This window comes from Qipengyuania sp. SM2512 (assembly GCF_054954005.1).
Genome location: NZ_CM143134.1, coordinates 2,003,305 through 2,021,501 on the forward strand (window position 1 = coordinate 2,003,305; position 18,197 = coordinate 2,021,501).

Here is an 18,197-nt window from a genome sequence, read left to right on the forward strand (position 1 = left end):
ACGCCACGCAAGCGGAGGACGGCAGGATCAGCTGCGCGCGGAGGACGGGCCGGTGCCGGTGACCTTCTGCATTGCGGTGAGGATGTTGCCCGACTGCTCGGAGCCCGACTGCGGCGCCTTGAGGTTGGAGAAGTCCGAAATGGTCTTCCAGTTCTCGGCGAAGCCTTCGACGGTGCGCTGGTCCTCGGGGAGCCAGACGGCGTCGTTCATCACCACCCAGGAGGAGTGGAACCCGCCCGCACCCGCGCCGACGATGGCGTTGCTGGGCGCATCCTCGCTGACGAGGAACAGCGCCGCGGGGACGACATTGACCGGATCGAACAGCTTGAAGGCTTCCTCGGGGAACAGGTCCTCGGTCATCCGGGTGCCGGCGACGGGGCTGAGCGTGTTGACCTTGATGTTGTACTTCGCGCCCTCGAGCTGGAGCGTCTTGGTCAGGCCCGCGAGGCCCAGCTTGGCCGCGCCGTAATTGGCCTGGCCGAAATTGCCGAACAGTCCGGTCGAACTCGCGGTCATTAGCACGCGGCCATAGGCCTGGTCGCGGAAGGTCTCCCAGCAGGCCTTGGTGGCATAGGCCGAACCGTTGAGGTGGACGTCGACGACAAAGGCGAAGTCTTCCGCGGTCATCTTGGCGAAGGTCTTGTCGCGCAGCACGCCGGCATTGTTGATCAGCACATGGACGCCGCCCCATTTCTGCTTGGCGTCGGCGACCAGTTTTTCCATCTGCTCGGGGTTGGTGACCGAGGCGCCATTGGCCATCGCGGTGCCGCCGGCCATTTCGATCTCCTCGACGACCTTGGCTGCCATATCGGAAGTGCCGGTGCCGTCGCGTGATCCGCCCAGGTCGTTGACCACGACCTTGGCGCCGCGTTTGCCGAGCTCGAGTGCGTATTCGCGGCCCAGTCCGCCGCCTGCGCCGGTGACGATGGCTACCTTGTCCTTGAAATCGATGGTCATGCGGGGTCTCCGATATGGTTTACGTGAACGTCAATCCGAGCGGCGGACTGACATGTTCGCCGCGCGCTTGCAACCGCCAGTTCGACGCGCCGCCGTGCCGTAGGGTCGGGGCGAGCCTCAGGCCGGCTTCAGGCGCTCGCCAGATTCTCGAGCGCCGAAATCAGCTCGGCGAGCGAATCGATCTCGGCATCGGCGCCGAGCTCGCCCGGCGGCTTGTCGCAATAGCCGTAGCGCGCGCCGATCACCGGCACCCGCGCGGCGCGGGCTGCCATGACGTCATAGGTGCTGTCGCCCACGAAGGCAAAGCTGCCGCCGCCGCAGCGCAGCCGCGCTTCGATCAGCGAATCCGGTTCCGGCTTGGCGCGGCCCTTGCCCATGGTGTCGCCGCCGATGATGGTCTCGAACCGGTCGGCGAGGCCCAGCGCGGCGAGTATCCCGCGCGCGAAGTCCTCGAACTTGTTGGTCACCACCGCCATCCTGACGCCGCGGGCGGCCAGCGCATCGAGGCATTCCTCCGCGCCGGGATAGGGCCGCGTGTGGACCGCGTTGTTGGCGGCGTAATAGGTGAGCATCTGCTTGTAGAGCGGACGAAACTCGTCCTCGGGCATCCCGCCCTGGCGCTCGACCGCGCGCGCCAGCATCACCTTGGCCCCGCCGCCGATCAGATCCTTGCTGCTCTCCACCGGCACCGGCTCGAACCCGCCCAGCTCGAGCGCGTGGTTCACCGCGGCACCCAGATCGCGGAAACTGTCGAGCAGCGTTCCGTCGAGGTCGAACGCGACGATGTCGAAGGGAAATCTGGCCATGCGCGCGGCGGTGAAGGATGCGACTTCAAACCGCAAGCGAATGGTGGCAAGGCGCAGACCATGATCCAGAAACGCGAATTCGCCGCCGTCATTCTCGCTGCGGGCAAGGGCACCCGCATGAAGAGCGACCTGCACAAGGTGCTGCATCCGATCGCCGGTCGGCCGATGATCGACCACCTGATGGCCTCTGCGGCCGAACTGGGCCCAGCCAAGACGGTCGTGGTGGTCGGCAGCGGCCGCGAGCAGCTCGAGGCGACGATGGCGGGCCGCGCCGAGACCAGCCTGCAGGAGCCGCAGCTCGGCACCGGGCACGCCGTCCAGCAGGCGCAGGCTGGCCTGGACGGGTTCGATGGCGACGTGCTGATACTCTACGGCGACGTGCCCTTCGTGCGCGCAAAGACGATGCAGGCGATGCTCGACCGGCTCCATGCCGACGATGCGCCCGCGGTGGTCGTGCTGGGCTTCGAACCGGAAGACCCGCTGCAGTATGGCCGCGTGCTCGCCCACGAGGACGGGCGTATCGCCAAGATGGTCGAGCACAAGGACGCGACCGAGGAAGAGCGCAGCTGCCGTCTGTGCAATTCGGGGCTGATGGCGGCCCGCGCCTCCGACATGTTCGAACTGCTGAGGCGGGTCGGCAACGACAACAGCCAGGGGGAATACTACCTCGTCGACGTGGTCAACGTCGCCAATGCCGACGGTCGCCACAGCGCGGTGGTGGTCACGGACGATCCGGACGAGGTGCGGGGGATCAACAGCCGCGCCGAACTCGCCGCCGCCGAAGCGCATTGGCAGGCCTTTCGCCGCGAGGAAGCCATGGCCGACGGCGTCACGCTCAAGGCGCCCGAGACGGTGTTCTTCAGCTACGACACGAAGCTGGGCCGTGATGTCGTGATCGAACCCAATGTGGTGTTCGGACCCGGCGTCAGTGTGGCCGACGGCGCGCATATCAAGGCCTTCAGCCATATCGAGGGCGCCACCATCGGCGAGGGCGCACAAGCCGGTCCTTTCGCGAGGCTGCGCCCGGGTGCGGTGATGGGAAAGAACAGCTTCGTCGGCAATTTCGTCGAGATGAAGGCGGCGGTGCTGGGCGAGGGCGCCAAGGCCAGCCATCTGACGTATCTCGGCGATGCCGAGGTGGGCGCGGGCGCCAATATCGGCGCGGGCACGATCACCTGCAATTACGACGGCTATTTCAAGCACCGGACCGTGGTCGGCGAAAACGCCTTCATCGGCTCCAACAGCGCGCTGATCGCACCGGTCACCATCGGCCGCGACGCGATCGTGGCGGCGGGCAGCGCGGTCAGCGGCGATGTCGCTGCGGGCGATCTGCGGATGGTGCGGGGCGAGCAGATCGTGAAGCCGGGCTGGGCCGACCGTTTTCACGATGCGATGAAGAAGCGCAAGGCGAGCGCGAAGAAGCCCGGCTAGCCAGCGATCCGCAAACGAAAAGGGCGGCCCCGCGAGGCCGCCCTTTCCAGTATTCCGCGATGCTGCGGGCAGTCAGCCCTCGACATGCTCCGCCAGCACGGTGAGGCCGTTCTCGCCCACTTCGGCGAAACCGCCGCGCACTTCGATCATCTCGGGCGCGCCGCCCTCGGTCCGGTAGACCTGCACCGCGCCGTCGCGGATGGTCGACATGAAGGGCGCATGCCCCTCGAGCACGCCGAACTCGCCTTCCGTACCGGGGACGACCACCATGTGGACGTCCTCGCTGCGGACCTGCTTGATCGGGGTGACGAGTTCGAAATGCAAAGCCATGCTGGTCTCTCCGCCCTCCCGCGTGCGGGAGGGAAATGTGTCAGGTTTCGTCGGCCATCTTCTTGGCCTTCTCGACCGCCTGATCGATCCCGCCGACCATGTAGAAGGCGCTCTCCGGCAGATAGTCGTATTCGCCGTCGACCACCGCCTTGAAACTCTTCACCGTGTCTTCGAGCTGGACGAACACGCCCGGGATGCTGGTGAAGACTTCGGCCACGTGGAACGGCTGGCTGAGGAACTTCTGGATCTTGCGCGCGCGGCTGACCGTCAGCTTATCCTCTTCGGACAGCTCGTCCATGCCGAGAATGGCGATGATGTCCTGCAGGCTCTTGTACTTCTGCAGCGTTTCCTGGACCCGGCGAGCCGTGCGGTAATGCTCCTCGCCGACGACGCGCGGTTCGAGCACTCGGCTGGTGGAATCGAGCGGATCGACCGCCGGGTAGATGCCCAGCTCCGAAATCGCGCGGTTCAGAGTCGTGGTGGCGTCCAAGTGGGCGAACGAAGCGGCAGGTGCGGGATCGGTGAGATCGTCCGCGGGGACGTAGATCGCCTGCACCGAGGTGATCGAGCCCTTGTTGGTCGAGGTGATGCGTTCCTGCAGATTGCCCATGTCGGTCGACAGCGTCGGCTGATAGCCCACCGCCGACGGAATGCGGCCGAGCAGCGCGGACACTTCCGAACCCGCCTGGGTGAAGCGGAAGATGTTGTCGACGAAGAACAGCACGTCCTGGCCTTCGACGTCGCGGAAATATTCCGCCATCGTCAGACCTGAAAGCGCCACGCGGGCACGCGCGCCCGGAGGCTCGTTCATCTGGCCGAACACCAGCGCAACCTTGGAACCTTCGGAGATTGCCTCACCGGCCTCGTTCTTGGCGATGACGCCCGCATCGAGGAATTCGTGGTAGAGGTCGTTCCCCTCGCGGGTCCGCTCACCGACGCCCGCGAACACCGAGACGCCGCCATGGCCCTTGGCGATGTTGTTGATCAGTTCCTGGATGAGGACCGTCTTGCCGACGCCGGCGCCGCCGAACAGGCCGATCTTGCCGCCGCGCGCATAGGGCGCGAGCAGGTCGATGACCTTGATCCCGGTGACGAGAATTGCCGCCTCGGTCGACTGGTCGACGAACAGCGGAGCCTCGGCATGGATCGGCATGGTCGTCTCGGCGCCCACGGGGCCGCGTTCGTCGATCGGCTCGCCGATGACGTTCATGATCCGGCCAAGCGTCTTGGGACCGACGGGGACGCGGATCTGCGCGCCGGTGTTGATCACTTCCTGCCCGCGGGTGAGGCCGTCGGTGCCGTCCATCGCGATGGTGCGGACGGTGTTCTCGCCGAGGTGCTGGGCAACCTCGAGGACGAGCGTGGTGTCGCCGTTGCGGGTTTCGAGCGCGGTCAGGATCGCCGGCAGTTCGCCTTCGAACTGCACGTCGACGACGGCGCCGATGACCTGGCTGATGACGCCGGTCGTGGTCTGGTTGAGTACGGGAGCGGTGGCCATGATCAGGATCCTGCCTTAGGGGTTGGGCGCCTTAAGAGGCGCACACGTTTTCGGGATCGGCGAGCGTCCATTGACCATCGCCGGGAGTAAGGGTCGCGTCGTTGCGCAGATATTCGTCCTCGCCGAGGCCGAATTCGCACAGGACCTCGTCCGAACCGAGGCCGGCGCGGCGGCAGACTGCGGTGTTGACCGGCTCCGCTTCGGGACAGGCGTCGGCAAAGAGCTGCGTGAACAGCGCCTGATTGGGGGCGGGCAGCGTTGCCACCGGTTCGGGCGTCGCGACCTGGGTCTGGGCGACTTCGGCGGCGGGTTCCTCGCCGCATGCGGCCAGAGCGAGCAGGGGGACGAGAAGGAAGGCGAGCTTGTTCAAGAGATTGGCTTTCATAAGGGTCAGAGCGCTTCGGCGCCGGCGATGATTTCGATCAGTTCGGTGGTGATCGCGGCCTGACGGCTGCGGTTGTACTGGATGGTCAGGTCCTTGATGAGATCGCCGGCATTGCGCGTGGCATTGTCCATAGCGGTCATCGACGCGCCCTGTTCCGAGGCCTCGCGCTCGAGCAGCGCTCCGAACAGCTGCGTCTTGACGTAGCGCGGCAGCAGCTCCTCGAGAATTTCCTCTTCGCCCGGCTCGTATTCGACCACCGCTCCGGCATCCTTGTTGTCGCCCGAGACCTCGGGCGAGGGCACGGGGATCAGCTGGTCGATGGTCGGGTCCTGCGACAGCGCGCTGCGGAAGATCGGATAGACCAACTGCGCGATGTCGTATTCGCCGCGGTCGAACCGCGCGATCAGATCGTCGGCAATCGCTTCGGCCTCGACGAAGCCCGGGGTGCGGACCTCGCTGGTGTCGAATTGCTTCTCGACCAGCTCGGCGAACTCGCGCTTGATCGGCGCGCGGCCCTTCTTGCCGACGAGGTAGAACTGCACGTCCTTGCCCGCCTTGATCAGCTCGCGCGCGCGGGCCTTGGCGGCCTTGACGATATTGGCGTTGAGACCGCCGCACAGGCCCTTGTCGGTGTTGACCACCACCAGCAGATAGCGTTGGCTGGCACCGGTCCCGGCCAGCAGCCGGGGCGCGCTGTCGCCGCTGACCTTGCCCGCGAGCGAGGCCATGACGCCCGACAGCCGCTCGGCATAAGGGCGTGCCTGTTCGGCAGCCGCCTGCGCACGGCGCAGCTTGGCCGCCGCGACCATCTGCTTGGCCTTGGTGATCTTCTGGGTCGACTTGACCGAGTTGATACGGCCCTTGAGTTCTTTCAGGCTAGCCATGGTTTCAGTCTTCCAGCGGCTTCGCTTCGACGAGTACCGGCGCGCTTGCGAGCCAGTTCTCGTATTTTGCGAAAACGTCCTTGGTGTAATCCTGGGCGTGGTGGAAATCGAACGCGGCGCGATCCGCCCATTGTTCGAAAATCATGATCGTACTCGATCCGTCCGCCGCACGCCGCGGTTCGAAGCAAACGCACCCGTCTTCTCCGCGAGTCGCGGGCACGATGGCAGCCACCGCTTCGCAGGCGGCATCCATATGCTCCGGCTTGACCGGGATCGTGGCGAAGACGGTGTAGCTCACGCGTCGATCAGGCGAACTGCTTGGCGAACTTGTCGAGCGCGGCGACGACCTTGGCCTTCGTATCGTCCTCGAACTTGCCGGTGGTGCGGATGGTCTCCAGCACCTCGGCGTGCTCGCTGCGCATGTGGCTGAGCATGGCGGCCTCGTATTCGTTGACCCGGTCGACCGCGATCGCATCGAGGTAGCCGTTGGTGCCGGCGAAGATCGAGATCGTCTGCTCCTCGAACGGCATCGGCGAATACTGCGGCTGCTTGAGCAGCTCGGTCAGCCGTGCACCGCGGTTGAGCAGCTTCTGGGTCGAGGCGTCGAGGTCCGAACCGAACTGCGCGAAGGCGGCCATCTCGCGGTACTGCGCGAGGTCGAGCTTCATCGAGCCGGAGACCTTCTTCATCGCCTTGGTCTGCGCGGCACCGCCGACGCGGCTGACCGACAGGCCGACGTTGATCGCCGGACGGATGCCCTGGTAGAACAATTCGGTCTCGAGGAAGATCTGGCCATCGGTGATCGAGATCACATTGGTCGGAATATAGGCCGAGACGTCGCCCGCCTGGGTCTCGATGATCGGCAGAGCGGTCAGCGAGCCGCCGCCTTCCGACTTGTTCATCTTGGCCGCGCGCTCGAGCAGGCGGCTGTGGAGATAGAACACGTCGCCGGGATAGGCTTCGCGGCCCGGCGGGCGGCGCAGCAGCAGCGACATCTGGCGATAAGCCACGGCCTGCTTGGAAAGATCGTCATAGACGATCACGGCATGCATGCCGTTGTCGCGGAAGAATTCGCCCATCGCGCAGCCGGTGTAGGGCGCGAGATACTGCAGCGGAGCGGGCTCCGATGCGGTGGCCGCGACGACAATGGTATATTCCATCGCGCCGTTTTCCTCGAGGCTCTTGACGATCTGCGCGACGGTCGAGCGCTTCTGGCCGACCGCGACATAGATGCAGTAGAGCTTCTTGCCTTCGTCGTCGCCGGCGTTGTTTTCCTTCTGGTTGATGAAGGTGTCGATCGCGACGGCGGACTTGCCGGTCTGGCGATCGCCGATGATCAGCTCGCGCTGGCCGCGGCCGACGGGAACCAGCGCGTCGATCGCCTTGAGGCCCGACTGGACCGGCTCGGACACCGATTCGCGCGGGATGATGCCCGGGGCCTTCTTCTCGACGCGGCGACGCTCGGTCGCCACGATCGGGCCCTTGCCATCGATCGGGTTGCCAAGGGCGTCGACGACGCGGCCGAGCAGGCCCTTGCCAACGGGCACGTCGACGATGGTCTGAGTGCGCTTGACGCTGTCGCCTTCCTTGATCTCGGTATCGGAACCGAAGATCACCGCGCCGACATTGTCGGCCTCGAGGTTGAGCGCCATGCCCTGAACGCCATTGGCGAATTCGATCATCTCGCCGGCCTGGACCTGGTCGAGACCGTGGATGCGGGCGATGCCGTCACCCACCGACAAAACGGTGCCGACTTCGCTGACTTCGGCCTGGGTGCCGAAATTGGCGATCTGGTCCTTGATGACCTTCGAAATTTCTGCGGCGCGGATATCCATGAGTAACGTCCTTTGATCAGGCCTTCATCGCCTGGGCGAGGGAATTGAGGCGGGTGCGGATCGAGCCGTCGATGCGCTTCGATCCGATCGTAACGACCAAACCGCCGAGAAGCTCGGGATCGACGGTCGTGGAAAGCTTGACGGTGCGGCCCTCGCGCGCGGTGAGCCGCGAACGGATCTGCTCGAGCTGCGTGTCGCTGAGCGCATGCGCGCTGACGACCTGCGCGGTGATCTCGCCGCGCTGGGCGGCGGCGATCGCGCGGAAGGCGCGGATTACCTTGGGCAGTTGCGCCAGCCGGCGGTTGTGCGCCAGCACCCCGACGAAGTTCTGCGTCAGTTCGGCGAGGCCGAGCACGGTGCCCACGCTCGACAGCGCCTGACCGGCGGCCTTGCGCGATACCTTGGGGTTGGTGGTGAGCTGGGCCAGTTCACCCGATTCGGCCAAAGCGGCCTCGAGCTTGTCGAGGTCCGATTCGACCGCGGTCACTGTGCCGTTCTCGCTCGCCAGGTCGAACAGGGCCGACGCATAGCGCCCTGCCAGGCTTGCCTGTATACCGGCGGAAATCTCCACGCGCTGTCGTCCTCTCGAGGTCCGGAAAATAACGATGCTGTCAGCCCGGCGTCGCGGATGGACGAAAGCCACCCCGGCAAAGCTGTCGCGCGCCTAGCATCGGGTATCGCGAAGCGCAAGCCGGGTGCCCGTCAAACTCGTCGCCAACAGGCGGCCAGCCGAGGGACGGTTCACTCGCTCTCGGCGATCTCGCAGGAATAGACCAGCCGCTCGTTGGGCTGCGTCGGCAGGACGGAGACGACTTCGGTCTGCATGTCGCCCAAGGACGAGGCGGCGTCTTCGGACTTGCAGGCCGGAGCCTTGTATTTGCCGCGCGCTTCGCGCGCCGTGCTCATGGCCTCGCGCGAGAGCAGGTAGCGTTCGGTGCGGTATATCCGCCGTGCCGGATCGAAGCTGTTGACCGCGACCGCCTGTTCCTCGTTTGGCACGAAGACGCGCGACCAGGTCCCGGCGGAAAGCCCGTATTGGGTGCGCTCGTTGACGCAGCCCCCGGCGCTCCAGTCGAAACTCACCTCCTGCGCCTGCGCGCTGGTGACGCGGCTGCGCTGCGCATCGAGCGTACAGACATAGCGCGCCTCGCCGGATTGCGAGCCGGGGGCGCCGGCTTCGCCCGGAGCATCCGCCTCTCCGCCCATCGCGCTCGTGACCCGGCGGTCGATCTCGTCGATCCCCGGGCGGCTGACATGCAGCATCAGCGCGACCAGCACCGCGCCGATCCCCAGCGCCAGCACGATCCGGTTGCGGACCGGCCAGGTCACGGTCCCGAGTTCGCTTTCGACCGGCTCGCGCTTTTCGAACGCCCACCAGATCAGCCCGGCACCGAGCAGCAGCAGCAGCACGCTCGCCAGCATGCGATCGTCGCGTTCGTCGCGCACCTGCATCTCGGCCTCGAAGCGCGCGCGATCGCGGCGGATGCGCTCTTCTTCGCTGCGGTTTTCCAGACTGGCTCGCGCAGCGCTCTGTTCGCGTTCCATCCGCGCGCGTTCTTCGGCCTCGAGAGCGTCGAGGCTGCGGCATTCTGTGTCGTTGACCCGCGGGGCGATTTCATTGTCGTTCAGGAAAGCGCGCAATTCGCGGTTCGACACGGCGAAGAAGAATTCCGCGTCCGAGCCGCCCGAATCGGCGCCGAAGCTGTTTACGCCCAGCACCCGGCCGCAGCCATCCAGCAGCGGGCCGCCCGAATTGCCGCGGGCGATCGGGGCGGTGTGAAGCACGGTGTCGAAACTGCGGCTAGGCCGGGTCCCGGCGAGAAAGCCGCGGCTCTTGACCGGCGGCTGGCTGCGGAAGATGTCGCCGATGTCGAGCCCCTGCGCCTTGTCGACATTCATCGGATAGCCGACCGCATAGCCCTCTCCGCTGTCCGCGGGGGGGCCGCCCGCCAGCGTGAGCGGCGGCAGGCGCAGTTCGCCGGTGAGTTCGACCAGCGCCAGATCGTTGCGCGAGGATACCGCGACCGCGCGGCCATAAACCGCCTCCGCCCCATCGGAGGGGACAATGCCGATCCGCAGGCTTTCGTCGTTCATGGCATCGCGGATGACATGCGCGTTGGTGACGATCTGCGTGGGGCTGACCGCGAAGCCGCTGCCGTGGCTGATGGGATAGACCTGCTCGCCGTCGCTGCCGAGAATCACCACGCGCACCACCCCGCGCGCCGCCGCGTCGATATCGGCAGGCTCGGCAAGCGCGGGCGAGGGCGCGGCGATCAGGCCGAGCAGCAGCGCACAAAGAGTAAGGAGACGTCCCATCCGGCGGCGCTTCTATCGCGCCCGCGACATTGACCGCAAGCTTCGGGACGCCGCGATGGCGGATATAGTCTAGCCCCGCTTGCATCGCGACACGAAGCAAAGGAGGATAAAGGGATGATTGCCGCTGCATCCGTCGAAGTCCCGGACACCCCGGAGCTGAGCGACGAGGACCGCTGGCGGATCGCGCTGGCCAAGGACCGCCGCTTCGACGGCGTCTTCGTCACCGGGGTGCATTCGACCGGGATATACTGCCGCCCCTCCTGCCCGGCGCGGGCGCCCAAGCGCGCCAACGTCCGCTTCTATACCACGCCTGCCGAGGCCGAGGCCGCAGGCCTGCGCGCCTGCAAGCGCTGTGCCCCCGATTGCCAGAGCCAGGAAGAGGCTGCGGTGCGCGCGGCACTGGATGCGATCCGCGCCGGCGAGAGCGCGACCCTTGGACAGCTGGCACGGCTGACCGGCTATGCACCCAGCCATTTCCAGCGGCTGTTCAAGCGCGCCATCGGCCTCTCGCCCGCAGCCTATGCCCGCGCCCTGCGCGAGGAACGCGCGAAGGAGATGCTGGAGGGCTGCGAACGGGTGAGCGATGCGATCTACGATGCGGGCTTCCCGGCACCCAGCCGCTTCTATGCCGCGATGGAGGGACGGATGGGGATGACACCGAGTGACTGGCGCGGCGGCGGCAAGGGCCGCATCATCCACTGGAGTGTGATCGCAACGACGCTGGGTCCGATGCTGGTCGCCGCCACCGAGACTGGGGTGTGCTGCCTCTCTTTCGACGAAGGCGAGGCGGAGCTGCGGCGGCGCTTTCCTGGGGCCGAGCTGGTCGAAGGCGGCGAGGAGTTCCGGGAGTTGTTCGAGCAGGTCACCCGGGCGGTCGAGCAGCCGGGGCTCGGCGGTGACATCCCGCTCGACGTCAAGGGCACCGCCTTCCAGCAGCGCATCTGGCAGGCGCTGCGCGAAATTCCGCCCGGGGAAACCCGCAGCTACGGCCAGCTCGCCGCTGCACTCGGCAATCCCGGTGCAAGCCGCGCGGTCGGCGGTGCCAACGGGGCGAACCACATCGCGGTGCTGATCCCCTGCCACCGAGTGATCGCCGCCGATGGCGGGCTGGGCGGCTACGCCTATGGCACCGCGATCAAGGAGGAGCTGCTGCGGCGCGAGCGGCACGAGGAGTAATCGCGCGCTGCCGGCGCCTCACGCCGGGACTCACCGCGCATGCTTGGCGAAACTCTTTGGTGACAAGCGGATAGCCTGCCGGTAGCGGGGCCGGGTGGACATTTCGATCACCCCTTATCTCGGCCAATATTCCTCCGCGAAGCAGGCCCTGGGCACCACGCTCGGTGCAACCGAGGATCTGCTGCACCTTCATGCGGGTCTGATCATTTTCTTCGCGGCGGCGCTGTTCCTGCGGCATCGCATGCGCTCGCGCGTGCCGATCGCATTGGTCTACCTCTTCGCGTTCGGAAACGAGGCGATCGACGCCTATTCGCCCGCCGGCGGCGCCACTGTCACGGGGTCGGCGGTGGATATCCTCAACACCATATTCTGGCCCACGCTGCTGTTCCTCCTCGCGCGCCGACGCGGCAAGGCCGGAAAGCCCGACCGAACGAATTGATCCGGAACAGCTGGGCGAGGCGCCGGGCGCTGCCGGCTCACTCGACGCGGATACTGACCAGTTCGAAACGCGCCGGCGCGGTGGCATAAACTCCGTGCCCCCTTGCGGCGGTCGAGCCGAACACCAGCCCGAGCCGTGCGGAATTGGCCAGCGCCTGGCGGTATGCGCGCGGATTTTCGCTTGCCGGGCGGCCATAGACCGAAATCCACGCGGGATCGTCGAGCGAGAGCGTCATCTGGTGCTCGCCCGGCCGGATTTCGTGGACCTTTGCAGCCGGCGAGTACCAGCGGTAATGTTCGAACCGCCCCTTCGCCTTCCAATTGTCGCCGCGCTGCTGGATCACCATCGAGACGGTGCCGGGCAGTTCGGGATGCTCCTGCGGCACGAAACGCGTACCGCGCGCAGCATCCACGCGGTAGCGCACGACGATCCGGGATTTCCCCGCGAGCGAACCGGGGTCGTAGGTCACGTAATGAACATGCCCGGCGGAGCGGTCGGGGTAGGGAAAGTCGAAGGCCCAGCCGTTGCGGGTGGGCGCGGGCTGCAACGGCATCCCGACCGAGTAGTTCTTGCCGCGGATGTGCGGGCCGATGGTCCAGTCGGAGGCGACGGTGCTTGCCAGCGCTGCCGACCCGGCGATGGCCATCAGCGCACCGAGGCCCAGGAAAATTGTGCGTTTCATCCCGCGTGAATAGCCGACCAAACCCTTCCTAGTCTGAACGCCGAGGTTAGGCCGCACCAAGGCAGCGGCTCGGCCCGAGCGCAGGGCGCTCCGTTTCGCTCACCCGAGAGTTCGCGCCTCGCGCACATAGGCGAATTCGCCTTCGCCCGACCACGCTTCCCCGTCGGGATAGCGCAGTTCGACGCCCGCCAGCTCGCGCTCGTCCGCCAGCAGCATGTTCGCGCCCATCATGGTATTGCCATATTTCGCTGCGGCCTCGGCGGTCAGGGTTAAATGGGTGGTCGCGCCGCAGCTTGCGCAAAAGCGGATCTCGGCGGCGGGTTCGGGCTTGTCGGTGCGGCTGTAGCCCTGCGATGCGCCGGTCACGGTGGCTTCGGAGGGGTGGAAATAACCCCAGCGCGCGCCGGTCTTGCGGCACAGCGTGCAGTTGCACTCGTGGACGAAGTCGGGGCGCTTGGTGAGGTCGACGCGGAGCTGGCCGCAGAGGCAGGATAGTTCGATCATCGCTGCCCTCTATCGCCGAATTCGCGCCGGCGATAGCGGACTGAATTCACGAATCGCGCGCCCAACCTTCCTTCGCCGGCACCAGCGTCTCCAGAAACGCCTCCGCGCTGTCGAGATATTCTCGCTGCCGCTCATCCCCCATCCGGTCCCAATTGGCATAGATCCGGCCGACGCGCGGATTGCTCTCCAGCCGCTCGCGGTGGCGATCCATGAAATGCCAGTAGAGCGGGTTGAAGGGGCAAGCGCCTTCGCCGGTCTTCTTGTGCGGCGAATAGGTGCATTTGCGGCAATAGTCGGACATCGTGTTGATGTAATTGCCGCTCGCCGCATAGGGTTTGCTCGCCAGCTTGCCGCCATCGGCATAGATGATCATTGCCGCCACATTGGGCAGTTCGACCCATTCGTAAGCGTCGGCATAGACCACCAGATACCAGTCCTGCACCGCCTGCGGGTCGATCCCCGCGATCAGCGCGAAATTGCCCAGCACCATCAGCCGCTGGATGTGATGCGCATGCGCGTTGTCGCGGGTCGAGCGGATGCAGTCGGCGAGGCAGCGCATATTGGTGTCGCCGGTCCAGTAGAATTCGGGCAGCGGCCGGTGCGCCTCGAGCGCGTTCGCCTCCGCCAATCCGGGCATGAACTGCCAGTAGAAGCCGCGGACATATTCGCGCCAGCCGATGATCTGGCGGATGAAGCCCTCGACCGAATTGATCGGCGCCTCGCCCGACGCGTAGAGCGCTTCGGCGCGGCGGCACAACTCGAGCGGGTCGAGCAGGCCGAGGTTGAGGCTGGTCGAGAGCATCGAATGGTAGAGGTCGTCCTGCCCGTGGACCATCGCGTCCTGATAGGGGCCGAACCGCGCCAACCGTTCGCTGAAGAATGCCTCGGCGGCCTCCTCGGCCTCCTCGCGGGTCACCGGCCAGCCGAAGTTTTCGAGACTGCCGAAATGGCCGCCGAACCGCTCCTTGACCAGCGCGAGGACCTCGCGGGTGATTTCATCGGGGGGGAAGGCCCGGCGCGGCGGCGGGTCCATGTCCTCGTCCGGGCCCTCGCGGTTGAGCTTGTCGTAATTCCACTCGCCGCCGACGGGATTGCCGTCATCGGTCATCAGCAGCCCGGTCCGGCGCCGCATGTCGCGGTAGAAATTCTCCATCCGCAGCGTGCCGCGATCCTGCGCCCAGGCGCGGAACTCGGAGAGCGGGCAGAGGAACCGGTCGTCTTCCAGGATCTCGACCTCGCAGGCGAATTTCTCGGGCCATTGCTCGATCGCCTGCTGGACCCGCCATTCGCCCGAATGGGTGACATGCACCGCGCGCGGATCGTGGCGCTCGATCGCCCGCGCGACCTCGCCGGTAAAGCTGCCCGCATTGTCGGGATCGGTGAGCCTTATGTAATCGACGCTCCAGCCGGCCTCTTCGAGCTCGGCGGCGAAATGGCGCATGGCGGAGAAGATCAGCGCGATCTTCTGCTTGTGGTGGCGCACGTAGGTGGCCTCGTCCCACAGCTCCATCATCAGGATGACGGTATCGTTCTTGGCGCGCCCGCGCAGCGAGGCGAGACCGCGGGTGAGCTGGTCGCCGAGGATGGGGACGAGGACGGGGCGGCTGGCAGGGTCGGGCATCGCCGGGGCAATGCCCGACCCCGCGCAGCTTGCCTAGAGCTTGGCGATCTCGGCCTTGGCCGCGGCGAAACCTTCCTCGATCGCCTCGGGTCCGAAGCCGGTCTTCTCGACGCGGACGAAGCTGAGATCGTCGACCCCGAGGAAGCCGAACATGGTCGCGAGCAGGCTTTCCTGGTTCTCGGCCATGTCCTCGTTGGAATAGGCACCGCCGCGCGCCGAGGCGACCACCACCTTGCGCCCGCCCGCGAGCCCTTCGGGGCCGGCTTCGGAATAGCGGAAGGTCACGCCGGGCACGCCAAGCCGGTCGAGCCAGGCCTTGAGCTGACTGGGGATCGAGAAATTGTACATCGGCGCGCCGACGATCACCACGTCGGAGGCGAGGAACTCGTCGAGCACCGCACGCTCGTCGGGATAGGCGGCGGCAACCGCTTCCTCATGCGTCTCGGGCGCGGTGCGGATCGCCTTGGTGGTGATCGGGTCGATATGCGGCAGCGGATCGGCCACCAGATCGCGTTCCACCACCTTGGCGTCGGGGTGCTTTTCGCGGAAGTGGCGGGTCAGCTCGTCGGTCAGCCGGCGGGTTACGGACTGATCCCCGGTGGTGGCGCTGTCGATTCGAAGGATTTGCATTGAGGGACTCCATGATTGCTGCGATAGTTACTGTCGATAACCTGGAGGCTATATGGATACCCTGACCCGTCCTGCGCAAGAAGGCACTGCGATGTCCGCTAGGGACAGCGGTGTAACCCTTGCGGTCCACGACGCTCCCCAATGCGGTGCGGTCAACGACATCCTCGCGCGGGTCGGCGACAAATGGTCGGTCCGCGTGGTGATGAGCTTGGCCGAAGGCTCGCAGCGCTTCAACGAATTGCGCCGCGGCATTCCGGGGATTTCGCAGCGGATGCTGACCCGCACGCTGCGCGGGCTCGAACGCGACGGCCTCGTGAAGCGGACGGTAACGCCTTCGGTCCCGCCGCGAGTCGATTACGAACTCACCTCGCTGGGCATCTCGCTCTGCGATCCGGTCGCGCGGCTCGGAAACTGGGCGATCGCGAATATCGGCGCAGTCGAAAGCGCGCGGGCGCAATTCGACCTGAAGCTGGATCACATAAAACTATAGGGATCGACATCGACATTAACGCGCACCCCGGCCGTGTGGTGCAATGCGCCGAGCCAGCGGCGCAGGATCGCCTGGAGTTCGACGCTGCGTTTCGCGTTGATCAGCAGCCGGTAGCGGTAGCGCCCGCGCAATAGCGAGAGCGGGGCGGGGGCGGGGCCGTAGATCGCCATGTCGTCGTGGCGCGGGCGCGCAGCGCCGATGCGGTTGGCGGCCTCGCGCGCTTCGTCCTCTTCCTCGCTCGAGACGATGATCGCGGCCCAGCGGCCGAAGGGCGGGGCGCCCGCCATCCGCCGCGCCTCGGTTTCGGCCTCGTAAAAGCCGTCGCGGTCGCCCGAGGCCAGCGCGGCGATCACCGGAGCGTCGGGATGGCGGGTCTGGATCAGCACTTCGCCCGGCTTGCTCGCGCGGCCCGCGCGGCCCGCGACCTGCGCGACCTGCTGATAGGTCCGTTCCGCCGCGCGCAGATCGCCGCCCTCGAGCCCGAGATCGGCATCGACCACCCCCACCAGCGTCAGCTCGGGGAAATGGAACCCCTTGGTTACCAATTGGGTGCCGACGATGACGTCGATCGCGCCCGCTTCCACCTGCGCCACGAATTGCGCCGCGCGGCCCGGCGAATTGAGCGTGTCCGACGTTGCGACAAAGACCCGCGCCTCGGGCAGCCGCTCGGCAACCTCGTCGGCTATGCGTTCCACCCCGGGCCCGCAGGCGACGAGGCAGTCGGGCTCGCCGCATTCGGGGCAGGTCGGGGGCGGCGCGGTCTCGTGGCCGCAATGGTGGCAGGCGAGCCGGCTGCTGAAACGGTGCTCGACCAGCCAGGCGCTGCAATTGGGGCATTTGAAGCGGAACCCGCAATTGCGGCACAGCGTCAGCGGCGCATAGCCGCGGCGGTTGAGGAACAGCAGCGACTGCTCGCCGCGCTCCAGCCGTTCCGCGATCGCAGCGATCAGCGGTTCGGCGAGCCAGGCGCCGCGGCCGGGCTTCTCCTGCGTCAGATCGATGGTCGTGATGCTGGGCATCTGCGCCCCGCCGAAGCGGCGCGGCAGCTCGACGCGGGTGTAGGTGCCGTTCTCGGCCATGGCGAGGCTTTCCAGCGCGGGCGTGGCGCTCGCCAGCACCACCGGAATGCGCTCGAAATGCCCGCGCATCACCGCCACGTCGCGTGCGTTGTAGCGCACCCCGTCGTCCTGCTTGAAGCTGACCTCATGCGCCTCGTCGACCACCACCAGCCCGAGCCTGGCATAGGGCAGGAACAGTGCCGATCGCGCGCCGACCACCACCTGCGCGCCGCCTTCCGCGATCGCGCGCCAGGCGCGCCGCCGCTCGGTCGATTTGAGCGCCGAATGCCACAGCACCGGCGCCGTCCCGAAGCGCTCCTCGAAGCGCGTCAGGAAGGCCTCGGTCAGAGCGATCTCGGGCAGCAGTACCAGCACCTGCCGCCCCAGCCGCAGCGCCTCGGCGATCGGTTCGAAATAGGTCTCGGTCTTGCCCGATCCGGTCACCCCGTCGAGCAGGAAGGGGGCGAATTGCTTCGCACGCACCGCCTCGGTGAAGATATCGGCAGCCTTTTGCTGCTCGGCGCTGAGATCGGGCTGCGCATGATCGGGGTCGGCGCGCGGGTAGGGGCGGTCGCAATCGACCTCGACCGGCTCGAGCACCCCGTGGTTGACCAGCCCGCGCAGCACCGCCTCGGAGACCCCGGCGATTCCCGCCAGCTCGCGCACCGTCGCCTGCTCGCCGTCGAGCGCCTCGATCGCGGCCTCGCGCTGCGCGGTCATCCGCTCGGGCATCCCGCCCGAGAGCCGGTATTCGGTCATCGTCGCAGGGCCGCGCAGCGCACCGCCCGAGGACAGCGCCATCCGCGCCACGCTGGCGAGCGGGGCGCAGTAATAATCCGCGGTCCATTCGATCAGCCGTCTCAAAGGTGCGGACAATGGCGGGATCGGCAGCGCGGCGCGCAGCGGGCGAAGTTTCTCCGCCGGAACCTCGGCCCCGGGGAGCCGTTCGGCCTCCCAGACGATCCCCACTACCGTGCGCGGGCCAAGCGGGCATTCGACCACCTGGCCGAATTCGGCCGCCACCCCTTCGGGCACGCGGTAGTCGAGCGGGCCGAGCGCGGCGTTGAGGACGAGGCAGCGGACGCGGTTCATCTGGGGCCGCATATGGGCGGCAGCCCGCGCCCACGACAAGGGCACGCTACAAGAGGATGCACG

General features: G+C 66.8%; 19 protein-coding genes. 4 read left to right on the top strand and 15 right to left on the bottom strand.

Annotated features, from left to right (window positions below):
- Positions 1-27: 27 nt before the first annotated feature.
- Together ACQ5J0_RS10015 and ACQ5J0_RS10020 are read right to left on the bottom strand one after the other, a co-directional pair.
- Complete coding sequence (locus tag ACQ5J0_RS10015; protein ID WP_462567337.1) at positions 28-957, bottom strand: SDR family NAD(P)-dependent oxidoreductase; 930 nt, start codon at positions 955-957, stop codon at positions 28-30.
- Positions 958-1,085: 128 nt separating this feature from the next.
- Positions 1,086-1,763: an HAD-IA family hydrolase gene (locus ACQ5J0_RS10020; protein WP_462567338.1), complete on the bottom strand. Its 678-nt coding sequence runs from the start codon at positions 1,761-1,763 to the stop codon at positions 1,086-1,088.
- 60 nt (positions 1,764-1,823) lie between these two features.
- Here ACQ5J0_RS10020 and glmU point away from each other — a divergent pair, with 60 nt between their 5' ends.
- Complete coding sequence (gene glmU, locus ACQ5J0_RS10025; protein WP_462567339.1) at positions 1,824-3,194, top strand: bifunctional UDP-N-acetylglucosamine diphosphorylase/glucosamine-1-phosphate N-acetyltransferase GlmU; 1,371 nt, start codon at positions 1,824-1,826, stop codon at positions 3,192-3,194.
- Between the two features lie 72 nt (positions 3,195-3,266).
- Here glmU and ACQ5J0_RS10030 read toward each other — a convergent pair whose 3' ends face one another.
- From ACQ5J0_RS10030 to ACQ5J0_RS10065, 8 genes are all read right to left on the bottom strand, one after another.
- The gene (locus ACQ5J0_RS10030; protein ID WP_462567340.1) at positions 3,267-3,524 is read right to left on the bottom strand and encodes an ATP synthase F1 subunit epsilon; all 258 of its coding nucleotides are present in this window, start codon (positions 3,522-3,524) and stop codon (positions 3,267-3,269) included.
- Between the two features lie 40 nt (positions 3,525-3,564).
- Complete coding sequence (gene atpD / locus ACQ5J0_RS10035) at positions 3,565-5,022, bottom strand: F0F1 ATP synthase subunit beta (protein WP_462567341.1); 1,458 nt, start codon at positions 5,020-5,022, stop codon at positions 3,565-3,567.
- Between the two features lie 31 nt (positions 5,023-5,053).
- Entirely contained in the window at positions 5,054-5,407 is a 354-nt protein-coding gene (locus tag ACQ5J0_RS10040) for a hypothetical protein (protein ID WP_462567342.1), read from the bottom strand.
- Between the two features lie 5 nt (positions 5,408-5,412).
- The gene (locus tag ACQ5J0_RS10045; protein WP_462567343.1) at positions 5,413-6,291 is read right to left on the bottom strand and encodes a F0F1 ATP synthase subunit gamma; all 879 of its coding nucleotides are present in this window, start codon (positions 6,289-6,291) and stop codon (positions 5,413-5,415) included.
- A 4-nt stretch (positions 6,292-6,295) separates the two neighbouring features.
- Positions 6,296-6,589 (bottom strand): putative quinol monooxygenase, encoded by a 294-nt coding sequence (locus tag ACQ5J0_RS10050; protein WP_462567344.1) that lies wholly within the window; start codon positions 6,587-6,589, stop codon positions 6,296-6,298.
- A gap of 7 nt (positions 6,590-6,596) precedes the next feature.
- A complete protein-coding gene (atpA, locus tag ACQ5J0_RS10055) occupies positions 6,597-8,126 on the bottom strand; it encodes a F0F1 ATP synthase subunit alpha (RefSeq protein ID WP_462567345.1) in 1,530 nt (509 codons plus the stop codon).
- A 16-nt stretch (positions 8,127-8,142) separates the two neighbouring features.
- On the bottom strand, positions 8,143-8,697 hold the full coding sequence (locus ACQ5J0_RS10060; protein ID WP_462567346.1) for a F0F1 ATP synthase subunit delta: 555 nt from the start codon (positions 8,695-8,697) through the stop codon (positions 8,143-8,145).
- Positions 8,698-8,867: 170 nt separating this feature from the next.
- Positions 8,868-10,442, bottom strand: coding sequence for a S1 family peptidase (locus ACQ5J0_RS10065; protein ID WP_462567347.1), 1,575 nt, complete (start codon positions 10,440-10,442; stop codon positions 8,868-8,870).
- Between the two features lie 114 nt (positions 10,443-10,556).
- On the opposite strand from ACQ5J0_RS10065, the gene ACQ5J0_RS10070 reads away from it, so the two are divergent.
- Both ACQ5J0_RS10070 and ACQ5J0_RS10075 read left to right on the top strand, forming a co-directional pair.
- Complete coding sequence (locus tag ACQ5J0_RS10070; RefSeq protein ID WP_462567348.1) at positions 10,557-11,618, top strand: bifunctional transcriptional activator/DNA repair enzyme AdaA; 1,062 nt, start codon at positions 10,557-10,559, stop codon at positions 11,616-11,618.
- A gap of 94 nt (positions 11,619-11,712) precedes the next feature.
- Complete coding sequence (locus ACQ5J0_RS10075; RefSeq protein ID WP_462567349.1) at positions 11,713-12,057, top strand: hypothetical protein; 345 nt, start codon at positions 11,713-11,715, stop codon at positions 12,055-12,057.
- Between the two features lie 37 nt (positions 12,058-12,094).
- Here the strand turns inward: ACQ5J0_RS10075 and ACQ5J0_RS10080 are convergent, their stop codons facing one another.
- The 4 genes from ACQ5J0_RS10080 to ACQ5J0_RS10095 all read right to left on the bottom strand — a co-directional run bounded on the left by ACQ5J0_RS10080 (position 12,095) and on the right by ACQ5J0_RS10095 (position 15,494).
- Positions 12,095-12,739 (bottom strand): hypothetical protein, encoded by a 645-nt coding sequence (locus ACQ5J0_RS10080; protein WP_462567350.1) that lies wholly within the window; start codon positions 12,737-12,739, stop codon positions 12,095-12,097.
- A 99-nt stretch (positions 12,740-12,838) separates the two neighbouring features.
- Positions 12,839-13,243, bottom strand: coding sequence for a GFA family protein (locus tag ACQ5J0_RS10085; RefSeq protein WP_462567351.1), 405 nt, complete (start codon positions 13,241-13,243; stop codon positions 12,839-12,841).
- Between the two features lie 46 nt (positions 13,244-13,289).
- Positions 13,290-14,864, bottom strand: coding sequence for a cryptochrome/photolyase family protein (locus tag ACQ5J0_RS10090; RefSeq protein ID WP_462567352.1), 1,575 nt, complete (start codon positions 14,862-14,864; stop codon positions 13,290-13,292).
- Between the two features lie 33 nt (positions 14,865-14,897).
- Positions 14,898-15,494: an FMN-dependent NADH-azoreductase gene (locus tag ACQ5J0_RS10095; RefSeq protein WP_462567353.1), complete on the bottom strand. Its 597-nt coding sequence runs from the start codon at positions 15,492-15,494 to the stop codon at positions 14,898-14,900.
- 52 nt (positions 15,495-15,546) lie between these two features.
- Here ACQ5J0_RS10095 and ACQ5J0_RS10100 point away from each other — a divergent pair, with 52 nt between their 5' ends.
- Positions 15,547-15,984, top strand: coding sequence for a winged helix-turn-helix transcriptional regulator (locus ACQ5J0_RS10100; protein WP_462567354.1), 438 nt, complete (start codon positions 15,547-15,549; stop codon positions 15,982-15,984).
- On the opposite strand, the gene ACQ5J0_RS10105 is transcribed toward ACQ5J0_RS10100, so the two are convergent.
- Entirely contained in the window at positions 15,969-18,134 is a 2,166-nt protein-coding gene (locus ACQ5J0_RS10105; RefSeq protein WP_462567355.1) for a primosomal protein N', read from the bottom strand. The genes ACQ5J0_RS10100 and ACQ5J0_RS10105 overlap by 16 nt on opposite strands.
- Between the last annotated feature and the right edge of the window lie 63 nt (positions 18,135-18,197).